At 40.6% G+C, this 18,265-nt stretch carries 12 protein-coding genes; 7 read left to right on the forward strand and 5 right to left on the reverse strand.

Annotated features, from left to right (window positions below; genetic code table 11):
* Positions 1-31: 31 nt before the first annotated feature.
* Positions 32-1,561 carry a fumarate hydratase gene (locus tag AC3KVK_RS09645; protein ID WP_490312313.1) on the reverse strand — a complete coding sequence of 510 codons (1,530 nt, stop codon included), beginning with the start codon at positions 1,559-1,561 and terminating at the stop codon, positions 32-34.
* Positions 1,562-1,722: 161 nt separating this feature from the next.
* Between AC3KVK_RS09645 and pabB the strand changes: the two genes are divergently transcribed.
* The 3 genes from pabB to AC3KVK_RS09660 all read left to right on the forward strand — a co-directional run bounded on the left by pabB (position 1,723) and on the right by AC3KVK_RS09660 (position 5,083).
* The gene (pabB, locus tag AC3KVK_RS09650; RefSeq protein WP_490312312.1) at positions 1,723-3,066 is read left to right on the forward strand and encodes an aminodeoxychorismate synthase component I; all 1,344 of its coding nucleotides are present in this window, start codon (positions 1,723-1,725) and stop codon (positions 3,064-3,066) included.
* Between the two features lie 3 nt (positions 3,067-3,069).
* Positions 3,070-3,630 (forward strand): NUDIX hydrolase, encoded by a 561-nt coding sequence (locus tag AC3KVK_RS09655; protein WP_490312311.1) that lies wholly within the window; start codon positions 3,070-3,072, stop codon positions 3,628-3,630.
* A 76-nt stretch (positions 3,631-3,706) separates the two neighbouring features.
* Positions 3,707-5,083 (forward strand): L-serine ammonia-lyase, encoded by a 1,377-nt coding sequence (locus tag AC3KVK_RS09660; protein WP_490312310.1) that lies wholly within the window; start codon positions 3,707-3,709, stop codon positions 5,081-5,083.
* 110 nt (positions 5,084-5,193) lie between these two features.
* On the opposite strand, the gene cysB is transcribed toward AC3KVK_RS09660, so the two are convergent.
* Positions 5,194-6,171 carry an HTH-type transcriptional regulator CysB gene (gene cysB, locus AC3KVK_RS09665; RefSeq protein ID WP_490312309.1) on the reverse strand — a complete coding sequence of 326 codons (978 nt, stop codon included), beginning with the start codon at positions 6,169-6,171 and terminating at the stop codon, positions 5,194-5,196.
* A 175-nt stretch (positions 6,172-6,346) separates the two neighbouring features.
* Between cysB and AC3KVK_RS09670 the strand changes: the two genes are divergently transcribed.
* From AC3KVK_RS09670 to AC3KVK_RS09680, 3 genes are all read left to right on the forward strand, one after another.
* Positions 6,347-7,945, forward strand: a complete 1,599-nt coding sequence (locus AC3KVK_RS09670) for a response regulator (protein WP_490312308.1) — start codon at positions 6,347-6,349, stop codon at positions 7,943-7,945.
* Position 7,946: 1 nt separating this feature from the next.
* Positions 7,947-8,633 (forward strand): sensor histidine kinase, encoded by a 687-nt coding sequence (locus AC3KVK_RS09675; RefSeq protein ID WP_490312307.1) that lies wholly within the window; start codon positions 7,947-7,949, stop codon positions 8,631-8,633.
* Positions 8,634-8,694: 61 nt separating this feature from the next.
* Positions 8,695-9,459, forward strand: coding sequence for a hypothetical protein (locus AC3KVK_RS09680; RefSeq protein WP_490312306.1), 765 nt, complete (start codon positions 8,695-8,697; stop codon positions 9,457-9,459).
* Positions 9,460-10,064: 605 nt separating this feature from the next.
* Here the strand turns inward: AC3KVK_RS09680 and topA are convergent.
* Together topA and AC3KVK_RS09690 are read right to left on the reverse strand one after the other, a co-directional pair.
* Entirely contained in the window at positions 10,065-12,713 is a 2,649-nt protein-coding gene (gene topA / locus AC3KVK_RS09685) for a type I DNA topoisomerase (protein ID WP_490312305.1), read from the reverse strand.
* Positions 12,714-12,957: 244 nt separating this feature from the next.
* Positions 12,958-15,660, reverse strand: a complete 2,703-nt coding sequence (locus AC3KVK_RS09690; RefSeq protein WP_490312304.1) for an Ig-like domain-containing protein — start codon at positions 15,658-15,660, stop codon at positions 12,958-12,960.
* 164 nt (positions 15,661-15,824) lie between these two features.
* Between AC3KVK_RS09690 and AC3KVK_RS09695 the strand changes: the two genes are divergently transcribed.
* The gene (locus AC3KVK_RS09695; RefSeq protein WP_490312303.1) at positions 15,825-17,153 is read left to right on the forward strand and encodes a dicarboxylate/amino acid:cation symporter; all 1,329 of its coding nucleotides are present in this window, start codon (positions 15,825-15,827) and stop codon (positions 17,151-17,153) included.
* Positions 17,154-17,210: 57 nt separating this feature from the next.
* Here AC3KVK_RS09695 and sohB read toward each other — a convergent pair whose 3' ends face one another.
* On the reverse strand, positions 17,211-18,227 hold the full coding sequence (gene sohB, locus AC3KVK_RS09700) for a protease SohB (protein ID WP_490312302.1): 1,017 nt from the start codon (positions 18,225-18,227) through the stop codon (positions 17,211-17,213).
* Between the last annotated feature and the right edge of the window lie 38 nt (positions 18,228-18,265).

The raw sequence follows: 18,265 nt of genomic DNA on the forward strand, positions 1-18,265 counted from the left end.
AGAGCGCAAATGCGCTCTTTTTTCTTGTCGTTTATTTGCTTAGTTCGTTGTCCAACTCAGCAATTTTTGCTTTCCAAATTGCTGGGCCTTGAGTATGGGCATTAGCTCCTTCACTATCGACAGCCACAGTAACTGGCATGTCTTCAACTTCAAACTCGTAAATTGCTTCCATTCCTAGATCTTCAAAGGCAACTACGCGTGCTTTTTTGATTGCTTTAGATACTAAGTAAGCCGCCCCACCGACCGCCATCAGATAAATTGATTTATTCTGTTTAATTGACTCGACCGTTGCAGGTCCACGCTCAGCTTTACCAATCATGCCAATAATGCCCGTTTTTTCAAGCATCATATCGGTGAATTTATCCATGCGAGTTGCAGTCGTTGGACCCGCAGGCCCAACAGCTTCATCTCTAACTGCATCCACTGGCCCGACGTAATAAATAAATTTATTATCGAAGTCGACACCTTCAGGTAGCCCTTGACCTGAGTTGATCATATCTTGTAGACGTTTATGAGCCGCATCACGACCCGTTAAAATTTTGCCTGAAAGTAGGACTGTTTCGCCCATTTTCCATTCTTGCGTATCTTCTTTAGTCAACGTATCTAAATTCACTCGACGTGTATCTGCACCGACTTCGAATGTCACTTCTGGCCAATCTTCCAGTTTCGGAGCTTTTAATTCAGCAGGCCCTGAGCCATCTAAGGTGAAGTGCACATGGCGAGTTGCCGCACAATTTGGGATCATCACAACAGGCTTAGACGCCGCATGGGTTGGCGCTGTTTTGACTTTTACATCAACAACTGTGGTTAACCCACCTAGACCTTGCGCACCAATGCCTAATTTATTCGCGCGTTCGAATATTTCAAGGCGAAGCTTGTCTTCAGTCGTCTCTGCGCCGCGCTCCATTAATTCATGAATATCAACCGGGTCCATTAAGGATTCTTTTGCAAGTACCGCGGCTTTTTCTGCCGTGCCGCCAATCCCTATTCCTAACATCCCTGGCGGGCACCAGCCAGCTCCCATTGTAGGTAACGTTTTTTCAACCCACTCGGCCACGTCATCTGAAGGATTAAGCATCACCATTTTTGTTTTGTTTTCAGAGCCACCGCCTTTTGCAGCAACCATTACTTCTACTTCTCCGCCAGGGACTAAATCAATATGGACAACAGAAGGGGTATTATCTTTGGTGTTTTTTCGACTACCAGCAGGATCGGCTACAATCGAGGCACGTAGGGGGTTATCTGGATTCAAATAGGCACGACGAGTTCCTTCATCAACCATTTGTTGCACGGTTAAATCGGTTTTATCCCACGATACATCCATCCCTACTTTTACAAAGCAGGTAATAATGCCTGTGTCCTGACATAATGGACGCTTGCCCTCTGCCGACATACGCGAGTTAATAAGAATTTGTGCAATTGCATCTTTGGCCGCTTTCGATTGCTCTTTGTGATAGGCTTTTTCGAGTGCTTGTACAAAATCAAGTGGGTGATAAAAAGAGATATATTGTAATGCATCTTCGATGCTATCAATAAAGTCTTGCTGACGGATCATGCTCATGGTCGGTCCTTTAAAGTCGTTAAACCAATGACGGAGGCTTTAGTTTACATTTACTCTTGTTGATCTTGCAACGAGAGCTGAAAATGCTACCAGTTTCGTTTATTATCCTCTCTATAATACCCTCCAAGCCCCTTTGCGGCCAGTCTGGTAAGTAGAAGTTAATGATAAACGAACAATTATCGTGCAAAAAATTTGACATTTCGCTTAATTGCACTCAATTATTTGCACAATTTGCTGAGACCCCTTGGGCCATCTTGCTCGATTCAGCCAATCCAAACAACAAACAGCGGCAGTTTGATATCATCGCAATTGAGCCGATTGCCACCATTGAAGCTATCAATAATCAATGTCTATTAAATGGTCAAAACTCTACTCTTTCGCCCTTTACTGCATTAGCTGAACAGTTAGCTCAATTCACATCACTTAAAGCGCCTCACTCATTGCCTTTTTCTGGCGGATTACTTGGTTATTTTTCTTATGATCTAGGCCGGTACTTAGAAAAGCTCCCCAATCTTGCACAAAAAGAAATTACCCTTCCTGATATGGCCGTCGGTGTGTATCCTGATGCGTTAATTTATTCTTATGAACAACGAGCTTGGTTTTACATTGCTCAACCAGGTTACGACCGCTTAGCCTTATACCTCAATAATGCATCTATCGATGGTGCCACACCTCAATTTTCTCTTACCAGTGACTGGCAATCAAACTTAGATAAGTCCAGCTACGCCAAAAAATTTCAGCAAGTACAAGCTTATCTTCGCTCAGGCGATTGTTATCAAATCAATCTTGCACAGCGATTTAAAGCAAATTACCTAGGCCAGCCATGGCAAGCATATTTAAAATTGCGAGGGGCTAATCAAGCGCCATTTTCAAGCTTCATTAACCACCCACAGGGCTGCATCGCGTCCATTTCTCCTGAGCGGTTTATTCAAGTCGATAATGGTCACGTGCTAACAAAGCCAATAAAAGGCACATTACCCCGCAGTGATGATCCAAAAGAAGATAAATTCAGAGCTGAAAAACTGTCACAATCTCCTAAAGATAGAGCCGAAAATGTGATGATTGTTGATTTATTAAGAAATGACTTAGGTAAAGTGGCTGCTGCTGGCAGCGTAGAAGTCCCACACTTATTTAAGATAGAAAGTTACCCAGCGGTCCATCACTTAGTGAGCACAGTGACGGCCACACTCGCTGAGGGGAAAACTGCGCTCGATCAATTAGCTGCAGCGTTTCCTGGAGGTTCAATAACTGGCGCTCCCAAAATACGTGCAATGGAAATCATTGAAGAACTTGAGCCCGATAGACGCTCCGTTTATTGTGGTTCAATTGGCTATATCTCGGCGTGCGGCAATATGGACACTAGCATTACTATTCGAACTCTCGTTTTTAACCAACAACAAGTATTTTGTTGGGCCGGAGGTGGGATAGTCGCAGATTCGAATATCGATGCTGAATATCAAGAAACGTTCGATAAAGTCAACAAAATTTTACCCATTTTAGGTTAAATAATGACACTCAGTGAATTTATCAATCGCTTTCAATTACTGTCGTTAACCAGTAATCAAGGCTTTCCACATCCCGCAAAAAAAAGTGCAGTCTTGATCCCTGTTTGCGAGATTAATAACAAACTCCATCTTTTATTTTGCAAACGACCCAGCTATCTCAAGCATCATCCTGCAGAGATCTGTTTCCCTGGAGGCAAACTTGAGCAAACAGATGGTTCACTGCAAGCTGCGGCACTCCGTGAATGCCATGAAGAACTGGGGTTACAAAAACAGCATATTCAGCTCTTGGGCGAGCTTGATTCGTATTGGACATTAACAGGTTTTGAAATAAAACCCTTTGTTGGGCTCGTCGAAGACTTGAGCGCAATCCAGTTAGATGTGAATGAAGTTGAATCTGTGTTTTATATCCCATTTACTGATCTGGCGTTAAGCCAAAATTGGCAACCACTTTCATTCATCAGGTCGAATAAAAAACGCCAACTCCGTGCTTTCAAAACCCCTTATGGCTTACTCTGGGGAGCGACTGCTCAAATAACTCTCAATCTGGTCAAACAAGTTTCCTAGAGCTGCATTTGTTGGTTGCATCATATTGTATACAAGTTATGATTAGCGCCCGTTCAAGGTTTTAAGAGTATTTTATATGATCAGTGCATTCGATATGTTTAGTATCGGTATTGGCCCTTCTTCTTCTCACACCGTTGGCCCAATGCGCGCTTCACGTCTTTTTGTTGCAGAGTTACAACAACTCGGCTTGATGGAGCAAATAACTGAAGTTAAAGTTGAATTGTTTGGCTCTCTTGGTCAAACAGGTGTTGGGCATGGTTCTGGAAAAGCCGTTATTTTGGGGCTGGCTGGCTATGATCCTGAAACCATTGATGCTGATCAAGTTGATGCTATCTTAGCTAAAATCGAACAAGAACAAATTATCTACCTTGACCAATCTCACCCAGCTAAGTTTCCGACCCAAGGGGCAATAGTCTTCCATCGTCGCAAAACACTTCCAAAGCACAGTAATGCGATGGAAATTATCGCTTATAAAGGCAAAGAAATTTTACACCGCCAGATATATTATTCTATCGGTGGTGGGTTTATTGTCTCAGAACAAGATTTTGATTCCGAAAAAGACGCTGCAATCGAAATACGTACACTGAACCCCGCTCCGTTCGATTTTAATTCCGCAAAAGAACTACTCGCGATGTGTAAAGAGAATGGTTTCAGTGTTTCAACGTTAATGATGAAAAATGAAAAAACATTACGTGATGAAGAAACCATCAAAGATGAGCTTTATAACCTTTGGAAAGTAATGAAAGCTTGCATCGAACGTGGGATCCGCACGGAAGGGATTCTTCCTGGAGGCTTAAGAGTCAAACGACGTGCGCCAAGTCTATATCTACAGCTAAATGTTGAAAGTAATGATGATCCACTCAGAGCGATGGATTGGGTTGACTTATTTGCATTAGCAGTCAATGAAGAAAATGCGGCTGGAGGACGAGTTGTCACAGCCCCTACAAACGGCGCTGCTGGTATTATTCCTGCTGTTTTGATGTATTATCATAAATTTGTCAAACGTGTAGACCGTGACATTGCCACACGCTATTTACTCACAGCTGCTGCAATTGGGATTTTGTATAAAAAAAATGCCTCTATTTCAGGTGCTGAAGTGGGTTGTCAAGGTGAAGTCGGTGTGGCTTGCTCTATGGCAGCTGGAGCGTTAACTGAAATTGTTGGCGGAAATGTTGAACATGTCGAAAATGCGGCTGAAATAGGCATGGAACATAATTTAGGCTTAACCTGTGATCCTGTTGGTGGTTTAGTTCAAGTCCCCTGTATAGAACGAAATGCAATGGGAGCGGTAAAAGCGATTAATGCATCTCGGTTAGCACTGCGCGGATCAGGTGATCAGAAAGTGTCTCTCGATAAAGTTATCAAAACCATGTGGGAAACAGGCAACGATATGAAAACCAAATATAAAGAAACTGCTCGTGGTGGATTAGCAGTGAATATCATCGAATGTTAGTGTTTATGACTGCTCATGCATAAATTAGCAGCGTATCCATGCTAATTAAAATGGAACATAAAACATGAAACATAAAAAAGCGGCTAACAAGCCGCTTTTTTTATGTTTATTTATCTAACGGGTAAATCAATATCTGCAAACAATGCATCTACATCATCTTGATTGCGCAGTAAACTTGCTCTTTCAACCCGCTCTTTCGTTAGATGAGGAGCAAATCGCTCAATAAAATCATACATATAAGTACGTAAGAATGTACCTTTTCTAAAACCAATCTTTGTCGTACTGGCTTCAAATAAATGACTTGCGTCAATACAGACTAAATCTTGGTCAGTCTGTTTATCAATCGCCATCGACGCGACCACCCCAACACCTAACCCTAACCGAACATATGTTTTAATGACATCAGCATCAGTAGCCGTAAAGACAATTTGCGGCTCTAGGCCATGCTTACCGAATGCTTTGTCTAATTCTGAGCGGCCAGTAAAGCCAAATACGTAGGTAATGAGTGGATATTGTGCGACATCTGCAATGGTAAGGTTATTTACTTTTTGCGCCAGTGGATGATTTTTAGCAACAACTATACTGCGATTCCAATGATAACAAGGCAACATCACTAAATCAGAATATAAATGCAGTGCTTCTGTTGCAATAGCAAAATCAGCATCTCCTCGCGCAGCTGCATCGGATATCTGTTGGGGTGTCCCCTGGTGCATGTGTAAAGACACTTTAGGAAACTTTGTCATAAACCCTTGGATTACTTGCGGAAGTGCATAACGCGCTTGTGTATGCGTTGTTGCTATATTTAACTTACCTTGATCAGGTAAAGTGTGTTCATTTGCAACAGCCTTGATCCCTTCAACTTTAGATAAAATTTCTCGCGAAATATTGATGATATCTTTGCCTGCAGGCGTAACGTGCGTTAAGTGTTTGCCACTTCGGCCAAAGATTTGAACACCCAGCTCATCTTCAAGCATCCGAACTTGCTTAGAAATGCCAGGTTGTGATGTGTAAAGGCTTTCAGCGGTAGCAGAAACGTTGAGGTTATGATTGAGCACTTCAACGATGTATCTAAGTTGTTGTAATTTCATGATCGTTTTAGTCTATTCTTATTACCTTTATTTATAATCGTTTGCGCTAGCTATTCCAAGTGTTAATTAAAGTAAATCAGTATTTTTACTCAAAAAAGTACTTTTTCACCAATATAATTACTAGTTTAGCCACAAAGCGCTACATTTAATAAATGGTCAAACGAATTTCGCAATTATGAACAATCCTCTACAACGTTATACACATCTTAAGTTTCTTGTAGTTGATGACTTTACTGACTTTCGGCAATCCATTAAACAAATGGTTGAAAGTTTTGGCGTCAAGCATGTCGATACGTGCAGTGATGGCGAAGAAGCTATTAGTAAATATGCTGAACATCAACATCATGTTGTTTTAGTTGATTATAACTTAGGCGATGGTTTAAGTGGGTTACAAGTTCTCGAAGAGCTCAATTATCGCCAATTATTAAAACCCGGTACCTTGTATATTCTCATTACAGGCGAAACAGCCATGGAATTGGTGATGGGCGCCTTAGAATATCGTCCTGATGATTATTTAGCAAAACCATTTACGAAAAGTACCCTCAAAACGCGACTCGATAAGCTGGTACTGATACAAGAAGTGTTTCAACCTATTTATTCTGCGTTATCCAGAGGAAAAAACATTTCTGCCATAGAGTTATGCGATAGCTTAATGGAAAAAAACAAACGTCTCTCTATGCAATGCCTGCGTTTAAAAGGTGATATTTATCTCAAAGCAGGGCTATATCCCAAGGCCATTAATATTTTTCAGACTGTGATAGAACAACACGAATTGACCTGGGCTCAAATGGGACTTGCTCGTGCATTTAGTGGCATCAATCAATTAGCGGACGTACAAACAATTTGTAAGAAAATCATCGCTAAAAACAAGTATGCGCTCGAAGCATATGATTTATTAGCCGAATCAGATTGTGCAATGGGCAATTTTGAACATGCATATGCATTAATTAAAACAGCCTGCGATCTGTCTCCAAATACCCTGATACGCCAGCGTAAATTGGGTCAATTAGCATTAAGGTATTTAGAGCTTGAACCTGCACTGAATGCTTTTAAACGCGTGGTGAGCTTAGGTCGGTTTTCTGTCAAAATTAGACCCGATGACTTTGTCACCTTATTACAAATTATGTTGCAAATTCAATTTGGATCATTCGGAGGTTTATCGTTGCGCGTTGCCAAAGATTACGCTTCTTTATATCGTGAGATAAACCGCAAATATCCCAGCGATATACAATTAGCAATCGTGGTTAATCTGCACCAAATTTTACTTAAATATTTATCAAACGATAAAGATATTGCCATGGATGAAATACAACAACAGTTGACTCGATGTCACTCTCTGCCCGATGCTTTGAAACCTTACTTAATAAACCAAATTACTTTTGTAGAGCAACGCTTAGAAGAGCCTGATATAAAACAATCTATCTCTAAGCAGTTTTTATCACATCAAGCCGAGCAGTTTACTCAAGAGAATATCGAAAAAGCCAATAATTACAACCGACAAGGGATGTTAAAATTTAAAGAAAAAGATTACTTAACCGCTAAAAAAGCGTTTAAGACAGCGCTAATTAACTCCCCTAACAATGTTAATATCGCATTGAATTTACTACAATGTTTATATCGACTTGCCGCTGATAAACAATTTAAGCAGGTTGAGCCGGCTCTAATTTCATTATGTGCTCAATCACTAGAAACAATCGATCCTGGCGATCACCGATTTGCTCATAGTCAAAATTTATTTAACCACCTCAAAGCGCTTCTAGCCAGTAAGGTTTAATATGTCTCATTCTCCCCTTGATTTCTCAACCGTACTTGCAGCTAGTATGCATGATATGAAGAATTCATTGTGCTTATTATTGCAATCTATCGACACTATTAGTTCTGAGCTCGAACATACACCAAAAACTCGGACAGAGTTTGCACAATTCCATTATGAAATTGCGCGATTAAATTCAAATTTACTGCAGCTCCTTGCCTTGTATCGCAATAGCCACGCCAGCTTACCTCTCAACATTGAGGAGCACTACATAGATGAGCTATTTGAAGAGCTATTAACCAAAAATGAGCTTTATATTCAGAACAAAGTGCTACACTGTAGTATTGAGGTGGATGACGAACTGTGTTGGTTTTTCGACCATGATCTCATCAGTAATTTACTCAATGATATTCTCGTTAATGCGATGCGTTACTCTAAATCAGCAATTCGACTGAGTGCATCAATCAAAGAGAATATGTTACAAATACAAATAATGGATGATGGTGATGGTTATCCTGATGAAATGCTTGAAAAAGCAACAGACGAAATGTCACCAGCAACACTCGCACAAAGTCGGACAGGTTTAGGGTTATATTTCGCTAGTTTAATTGCAAATGCCCACACTAATAATAATAATCAACATGGCCGAGTGATGCTAGCTAATGGTGGGCAACTTAATGGCAGTGTATTTACCCTAACACTACCCTAAGTTTATAAATTTATGTAATATTAGAGAGATAAGCCATGATCAATATTAAAGAGAAGTATTTATGATAGCCGCTATCATCGTCACATTAATAGTAGCACTGATCGTCATTGCGGTTTGGGTTCATGCCATTCAGCAACACAAAGAGAAACAGGAAGTCGAACGACGTCAAGAGTTAACAAAGTACAAAAAAATCATCGAAGAAACAGAAGACATCCTAATGAATGCCGCTAACCTGCCCATGTCTTCAGCACTCATTGGTGTCATGCATAAGCGTATCGTCGATTCTTTGAAAGCAATGTGCGAGTTGTCACCAAACTCAAAAGAATTAAAGTCACGACTCGTTGAATCAAACGAACGTATGCAAAACTCACAAAGTAGTGACAGCTCAGCCAATGATAAGGTTGCACTTCCTGACAATGACAAACAAATCATAGCATTAGTGCAGGGGATAAAAAAATTACGAAATCTACTACGTTCAGAGCACTCTAAAGGAAAGGTCGATACCCAGCTATTTTTAAATGAAGATAAACGTCTTGAAAAGCTGCAACTCAGGATCAATGTTGATAGTCAAGCTAAACGAGGAATGGCTGCTCGCTCTGCTAATATGCTCGGCTCCGCTCGCCAGTATTTCGAAAAAGCACTCGCGACTCTTGCTGCTCAAACGTACACAGATGATTATATAACATCAAAAAGAAGCGAAATTGAAAGCTTCCTTGAAGAAATCACAACTGAATTAAAAGTGACCAATGCAACTGATCGTAAGAAAAAAGCAGAACAAGAGCAAGATGACTTAGATGTGTTATTTGCGCCTAAAAAGAAATGGTAAGACTAGAATACTAATGCAGTTATATTAACTCAATTGTTCACTGTAAAAACAACTTATACTTAATAGTGCTTAATCTACTAAAGGTTTCTGATGTATTCAGAAGCCTTTTCTTTTGCTGCTAACTCCTAAATTTTAGCTCGCTCAAGGCATCGCCCACGTTCTGAGAGATAATTCAACTGAGTAATTTCGATGACTCGGACGTTAACATAAAATCCATTAAAGGCAATTTATAAAAAATTAGGCTTAGCCATACCCTGTAGAAATTGTGAATACAGTAAAAATTATCATGAAAGGAATGCCTTAACGCCGAGACTGTTAAATTTGTGTTGAGCGAAGCCAAAATTTTCGGGGTTCAATGATATAAAGCTTAGGGATCCATGAATTGTTTTTCATCCTAGTTCTCTAATACTGCTAAACTGCTAAGCTTTTTAAAGCTCGGTTGAACTGAACTTACTTTATGGAAATGGATTCAATGTAGAGTAATACATTAATACCGTTCAAGCGACTGAAAACTTAAACATATAAATCCAGATTTAAAAAAGCATTCCAATAAAAAACGCCAGTCAGGAGTTAACTGACGGGCGTTTTTAATGACGCGGTTTAAATTAAGATTTCTCTTTGCTCTTCTTAGCTGTTTTCTTTTGTTCTTCGACCCATTTGCCCTCTCGGAAATGAGCAGTCCAACCAGTCGCCTTACCATCAACCTCAGACATAACGTATTGCTCCTTTGCTTTGCGGCTGAAACGTACTATCGCTTCCTGACCATCTGGATCTGCAGCTGGAGCATCGGCTAAATAATGAAACTTTGGTGAAATACGATCCCTAAAACGCTGCAATTCAAGTACTTTAGGTGCACGCGTTTCTCGAGACTTAGGAAACGTTGATGCTGCTAAAAAGATACCAGCTGCACCATCACGCAATACAAAATATGCATCAGACTTCTCACATTCTAACTCAGGTAAATGTGTTGGATCTTCTTTGGGCGGCGCTGCTTCACCATTTCGGAGTAATTTACGCGTATTTTTGCACTCTTCAGCCGTACAACCAAAATATTTACCAAAGCGACCAGCCTTGAGTTGCATGTCTGCACCACATTTATCACATTCGATTAGCGGCCCTTCATACCCTTTGAGCTTAAAGGTACCATTTTCGATAATATACCCTTCACATGCTGGATTATTTCCGCATACATGTAACTTACGCTTTTCATCAATCAAATATGAATCCATTGCGGTTTCACAAATTGGACAGCGCTTCATTAGCATTAAACTTTCAGTTTCGGCATCTTCGGAATCAACAGCGAGCGCTTCATCCCCGCTGGTTAAGTTCATGGTCTTAGTGCAGCGTTCTTTTGGAGGTAAGTTATATCCGGTACAACCAAGAAACACACCAGTAGAAGCAGTGCGTATACCCATTTCACGCTGACATGTTGGGCACTCAATATCCGTCACAACCATCTGATTTTGACGCATTCCTCCAGCTGACTCTTCTTTACCTGCAATCTCCAATTGAGTCGAAAAGTCCTGATAAAAAGTATCAAGCACATCCGTCCACTCAAGATTGCCGAGTGCGATGTCATCTAATCGGCCTTCCATTTTGGCGGTAAAGTCAAAATCTAAGAGTTCAGAGAAGTTTTCCACCAAACGATCGTTGACTATTTCGCCCATTTTTTCCGCAAAAAAACGGCGGTTTTCAACTCGTGCATATCCTCTATCTTGAATCGTTGAGATAATTGCCGCATAGGTCGATGGACGACCAATCCCTCGCTTTTCTAACTCTTTCACTAAGCTAGCCTCACCAAATCGCGCCGGGGGCTTAGTGAAATGCTGCTGAGGGTCAAGCGCTTGCAAGTTCAGGACATCGCCAACCTCTACTTTAGGCAATGCTTGTTCTTCTTCATTCTTTTTACGTACTGCGGGCTGTACACGAGTCCAACCATCAAACACTAACACACGCCCTTTTGCTTTTAGCTGATAATCTGCGGCTTCTACTGTGATGGTCGTTAAGTCATACTGAGCAGGTACCATTTGACATGCAACAAATTGACGCCAAATCAACTCATAGAGTTTTTTAGCATCGGCTTCTACACCATCTAAATCACCTGACATAAAACTGACATTTGATGGACGAATTGCTTCGTGTGCTTCTTGAGCATTACCTTTGGAACTATACGAAATTGGATCTGCTGGTAAATATTGCGACCCGTACTTCTTTTCAACATATTCGCGACAGCTAGCAACAGCATCAGTAGATAAGTTGGTCGAGTCTGTACGCATGTATGTGATGTAACCCGCTTCATATAAACGCTGAGCTAGCATCATTGTCTTTTTAACACCATAACCTAAACGTGTACTGGCTGCTTGCTGCATTGTCGAAGTAATAAAAGGAGCACTTGGCTTACTTTTACTCGGCTTTTTCTCGTTATCAATAACTTTAAATGGCGCAGATTGTAGTGCGGTAACAGCTGCCATTGTTTGTGATTCACTAACAGGTTTAAAGGCCGATTGATGATATTTCGTGACCGCTAAACGAATTTGTGCTTCCTTCGCTGTCACATCAGCATGAAGATCCCAAAACTCTTCAGGGACAAATGCTTTAATTTCACGTTCGCGCTCAACAAGCACTCGCACTGCTACCGATTGAACTCGTCCTGCAGATAAACCTCTGGCTACTTTTTGCCAAAGTAACGGAGAAACCATAAAACCTACTACACGATCGAGAAAACGACGCGCTTGCTGTGCATAGACCATGTCAGTATTTAGTTCACCGGGTGTAGAGAAGGCTTGTTGAATGGCATTTTTAGTGATTTCATTGAAAACAACGCGTTTATACTTCGATTCGTCGCCTCCGATCACTTGCTCAAGGTGCCATGCGATGGCTTCCCCTTCTCTATCCAAGTCCGTTGCGAGATAAATTTGGTCGGCATTTTCTGCTAATTTTTGTAATTCTTGAACAACTTTTTCTTTACCTGGCAGCACTTCATAATGAGGCTCCCATCCTTTTGCAGGATCAATGCCCATCCGAGCGACTAAATTAGTATAGTCACGTGCTTTTTTATAAGCGGCCTTTTCTTCAGGATCCATTTTACGCACTTCAGCAGGTGTTTTGGTTGCTGGTGCTTTTTTGTTTTGGCCGGAAGTAGGAAGATCGCGGATATGCCCAACACTGGACTTAACAACAAAATCCTTCCCTAAGTATTTATTAATTGTTTTAGCCTTAGCCGGTGACTCTACAATTACTAACGATTTACCCATGTCTGCCTATTTATGAACAATTAGTATTCAAATTGATTAGTTACACCCATTTTGGGCTCTATTATTAAAGGTATATCGACAAACTGCCAGTGTGACAAGCAATAAATTAAAAGTTTTTTTAATAAATTGCTATTTTTGCTAGTTTTTCGAACTAATCGAATGCTTTTTGAGTCGTACTCTTATTTGATAAAAGCAAAAAACGGCATTAAGAATACTCTTAATGCCGTTTTATATTAGTTAACAACTAGTTTATTGTGATTGGAATACTGCCTAGGGTCGTAGACACACCAGAAGGAGACGTTGATGAGATAATCAAACTACCTGACTTAGGTTCCTTTTCTCCTTTAACTGATACTGAAAACGCAAGACCACCTTTATGGTTGTCGCTTGGCCAAGTATATTCTCCTCCCGCTACAACAGAACCCACAGTTGCTACAGCAGAAATGATCGTCCCTGCAGGCATTGGTTGGTTATGTAAATCAGAAATAATGAAAGATGTACTATCAGTATTTTCACCCGTCATCACTAATGGTTTCGCATCTCCGACTGTACTATACCCTGTGCTGCCCGACATCACTAGTACGAGGCTTCTACGGACATTCAATGATTTTTGAGATGAACAGCCTTCATGAGCTGGTATAGAACATAAAACGCCATTATATTTATTATCTTTTCCTGTAAATAGCCCATCGCTATTAAAGTCAACAAACTCTTCTAAAGCTCCACTGTTATTAACATCTCCTCCTTCAGATGGGTTATAAAGGCCATCTTCATTGTGATCAACGAACGCCTCTTTGAGGTCATAAGGTTTGCCACTAATATTTGTGCCTAAAAATGCTGTCATTTCAGCAGCATCAAAGCGTCCATTACCATTTAAATCAGGAAACGACTCTTCACCAATCGCTGTCGCAGTAATGGTTGCACGACCACCGAATTTCTGTCCCATAGTGTTAAAGACTTCTGGTTTATGATTAAGATTATTCAAATCTCCTAAAATGTGACCTTCAGGACGAGGGAATTGACTGGTCCACTTAACAGAACACACCCCATTAACTGTGGTACATGACGATTCAATTGAACCTCCTTCGGTAGTAAAAGTCACCGCTGTACCATCAGGCACTGGGTTATTAAACGCATCCGCTAATCGTGCGGTTATATCAACTTGGTTACCATCTATATCCCAACCTTCAGGGTTAAGAACTGATGCTGATAAACTAAAGCTGTCTTGATCAGGAATACCTGTCGAAACAACCAACACACTCGACTGAGAACTAATCACAGGATCTGAACCATTAATTACAGCTGTAACCCTTACAGAAGTTGCAATAGTGCCGGAATTAACCACTGTTTGAACAAGACCTTGGCTGTCCGTTGTACCGCTTTTGGGTATAATTGTAATTCCACCTAAAGTAGTATTAAGCGAAAAATCAACCACTTGATTGTTTACCGGATTACCATTGGTATCAAGTACTCGGAATACAACAGTAGAACTTTCAGAGCCACCCACAGCACCCGTACCTAGTAACGCAATATTTTCCGGCGAAGCTGAAATAAATTCGATGCTGCCCACATTTGCAGGCAATACTGTCACAACACCGGTTGCTGATAAGTTGATACCACCGGCATTAGCAGTCACATTTATTGGATCGGCACCCACACACCCTTTAGCCAGGTAAGTACTATTTGCAACACCATTAGATGTTGTAATAGGAGTACTTAGTTTTGCTGTCGGTGTCGTTAAAGTTGAACAACTAGAGCTAAAGTTAATTTCTACAGGCTCGTTAAATAAAGTTCCTTCATCATCAACTATTTTAACAGAAATCACTGTCGTCCCACCGGCTGAAATTTCAGAAAGACTAATTTCAGCTTTGCCTTCAACAAATGGGTCACCAGAGCCCATAATGACAGTCGATGAGCCAACTACGAAGAGCTTTTTGCCCGTTTCACCCGTTTCGATAGACGCGGTTATTGTACCCGCCCCTAATAAAGAGCCTGCAATAATATCAACTGTCGCTTGGTGATTGGCATCAGTGATAGCTGTCTTAATCGGTATTTCACCTACGGTTGATTCGAACGAGACAATAACTGGCGCAGTAATCCCGTTTACAGTCGCAATTACACGGCCAGGTTTAGAAGCCGCTATATTTGTAATGTCGTTACCATCAAGATCAACCAATTGCATTGTGATGTTTATATCACCGACCACACCGGTATCATCACCTTGAGTTTGAAAATCCAACGACTCTGATTCGCCTGAATCTAAAGTTGCCGTCACAGTTCCTGCACCTTTGACACTACCAGCAGTTAAATTAAGTCGCGCAACACCTGCAGAATCTGTCAAAACAGTGCCTGAAGTGGGTGATAATGCTCCCAATGTAGTGCTAAATGTCACTTTCTTATTGACAACTACTGACCCTTCTTTAGTTAACGACGCTGAAACGATTGCCGGCGCGGCTGCAGAGATTGAGCTTGAAGACAAAGAAAGAGCGATAGTAATATTACCATCCCCTCCGGTATCACCCTCATCACCAGTACTGGTAAAGACATGTTCAACCGATATAGATGAGCCACTCGGCACAGCATAAGAAGCACTGACTTTACCCGCACCAGCTACGCTACCAGCACGAAGTCTAATAACGGCTTCCCCTGAAGAATTTGTCTGTGCCGTGCCTGCTGCAGGATCCAACACCCCAATTTCACCGTCGAGCGAAAAAGAAATGAGCTTATTCGCGTCAGGTTGACCGTTTTTAGTAAGTTTTGCAGTAAGCTTGCCTGGGAAGTCCTTAGACACTGTTGAGATGCCTTCCCCTGAGTCATAACTGGTCATGGTAACCACTAATTGATAGTTATCATTTGAACCTGTTCCGGAATCTAGACTTCCACCGCCACCGCAGGCTGCGAGCGCTAAACTGAACAGCATAATACAGAGTAAGCGTATTAAAGGCATGTACCTCTCCCTAGCTTGTTATAATTATAGAGTTATTTACTCTATCTTAACCTATTCGCAATGTAAAAATCATAGCATTTTTGAAAAAAGTTACAGCTTTTAGCTTTAATAATTTAATTTGGCTGGTAGGCTATGTAAAATTTTAATAATAGTAGTTATTTTTTATGACTAAAAGTACCTCTCTCAGTCTAACCAGCCGTATTATGATCGGTATGGTGCTCGGCATTATATTAGGCTCTATCCTTAAATTGATTATTGGGGATGGAGGCGAACGATACATCTCTCTGGGGCTATTTGATTTAGCCATCAAAGGTTTCTTTGTAGATGGCTTATTTCATATTGGAGGGGCCATTTTTATTGCTAGTTTAAAAATGCTAGTTGTTCCTTTAGTATTTATTTCGTTGGTCTGCGGTACTTGTAACCTAAGCGACCCAGCAAAACTTGGACGATTAGGCGGAAAATCCATCGCGCTTTATCTATTAACCACTGCAATAGCCATAACGGTTGCAATTAGCTTAGCCTTATTTTTTAGTCCTGGTGAAAATGTTGCGATTCCAACTGATGCCGTTTTTGACAATAAAACCGCCCCCAGTTTAGTACAAGTAATTATTAATATGTTTCCGACCAACCCGATTAGTGCGATGGCCAATGGCAATATGCTTCAAGTAATTGTATTTGCATTATTATTCGGCATTGCAATGGCACTTAGCGGTGAAGCAGGCAAACGGCTTGGACTAATTTTTGATGACTTAAACGTTATTATTTTAAAACTAGTCACTCTATTGATGAATGTTGCTCCTATAGGAGTATTTTGTTTAATGGCTAAGCTTTTTACCACCATAGATGTTGAAGTCATTTTCAGTCTTGGTAAATACTTCCTTGTTGTGGTTCTGGCCTTATTTATCCATGCCTTTATCAATTACAGTATCTTACTTAAATTATTAGCTAATTTGAGCCCTGTTATTTTCCTTAAAAAAATGAAAGATGCAGCACTCTTTGCCTTTAGTACTTCGAGTTCAAGCGCAACAATGCCTATCACACTTGAAACTGCTACGAAGAAACTCGGGGCTAATAATAGTGTAGCCTCATTCACTGTTCCTTTAGGTGCGACTATCAATATGGATGGCACAGCCATTATGCAAGGGGTTGCGACCGTATTTATCGCGCAAGTATTCACCGTCGACTTAACCGTTTCTGATTATTTGATGGTCATACTCACTGCGACACTTGCATCAGTTGGCACTGCAGGTGTTCCGGGCGTAGGGTTAATCATGCTGGCCATGGTACTTAACCAAGTTGGCTTGCCCGTAGAAGGAATAGCCATCATTATGGGTGTAGACAGGCTTTTAGATATGACTCGAACAGCAGTCAATGTTACTGGTGACTGTATGGTGACTTGTGTGGTCGCAAAATCAGAAGGTGAATTCGATCAAAATATATTTAATGATATGAATGCAGCAAAAGAGCTCGAAGAAATCCACTTCAAAAAGTAAGCATATTATATAAAATGCCGAATAATCTCGGCATTTTATATATTTTACATAACGTTTTTAATGAGGTTTTAATACATTCATCGCTGACATGAGTTTTATTAGCGCTTTTTCGATAGAGACGCTAAACCCAATACCTAGTTTTTCTGTCATGGTCTTTTTCATCGTATACTGGACTTTAAAAATCTGACGCACTTTGTTCGCTTCAAGTAAAATATCATCACTGGTAGCTATTTTATCCACAAGCCCTTTATCAAAAGCTTGAGTAGCAAACCAGTGCTCACCTGTCGCCACTTCAGACATCACTAAATTTGGACGCTCTTGACTCACAAATGTTTTGAATAACTCGTGAGTTTGTTGAATTTCATCACGAAATTTGTCTCTTGCTTGATCAGTGTTTTCACCAAACAACGTCAATGTGCGCTTAAATTCACCTGCAGTAATTTGTTCAAAATCAACATCATTCTTTTTTAAAATTTTATTAAAGTTTGGGATCTGTGCAATAACGCCTATTGAACCAATAATAGAGAATGGCGCTGCAACTAATTTATCAGCTACGCATGCCATCATATAGCCGCCACTTGCCGCGACTTTATCAACGCAAACTGTCAGCTCAACTCCTGCATTTTTAATGCGCTGTAATTGAGATGCAGCCAAGCCGTATCCATGGACAACTCCACCACCACTTTCAAGACGAATCAAAACTTGATCATGATTAGGCCGGGCTATCGTTAATATAGCTGTTATTTCTTCACGTAATTGCTCAACCTCATGTGCATCTATGCTACCTTTAAAGTCAATGACATATAGATTTCCTTCTCCTCTTTTATCAGATGATTTCTCAGCTTTTTTTTGCGCTTTTTTCCATTTTTTAAGCTCACCTTTTTCCAACGTATTGGCAAGAAAATCTGCTTTAAGTTCATCAAGCTCAGCCGACACATCTTCGAGTCGGATCTCTCCTTTTTTACTTGACGGTTTATGAGTAGCACTGGCAAAAAATGCCATAATGATGGCGACCGCAATTACAAAAGTAATTGTTTTGGCAAAAAATAAGCCATATTGATATAAAAATTCCAAAATAGAACCTCATTAAAAAATTTATTGCAATTTATCAT

The sequence above is a fragment of the Pseudoalteromonas sp. J2K-J979 genome (assembly GCF_058169715.2).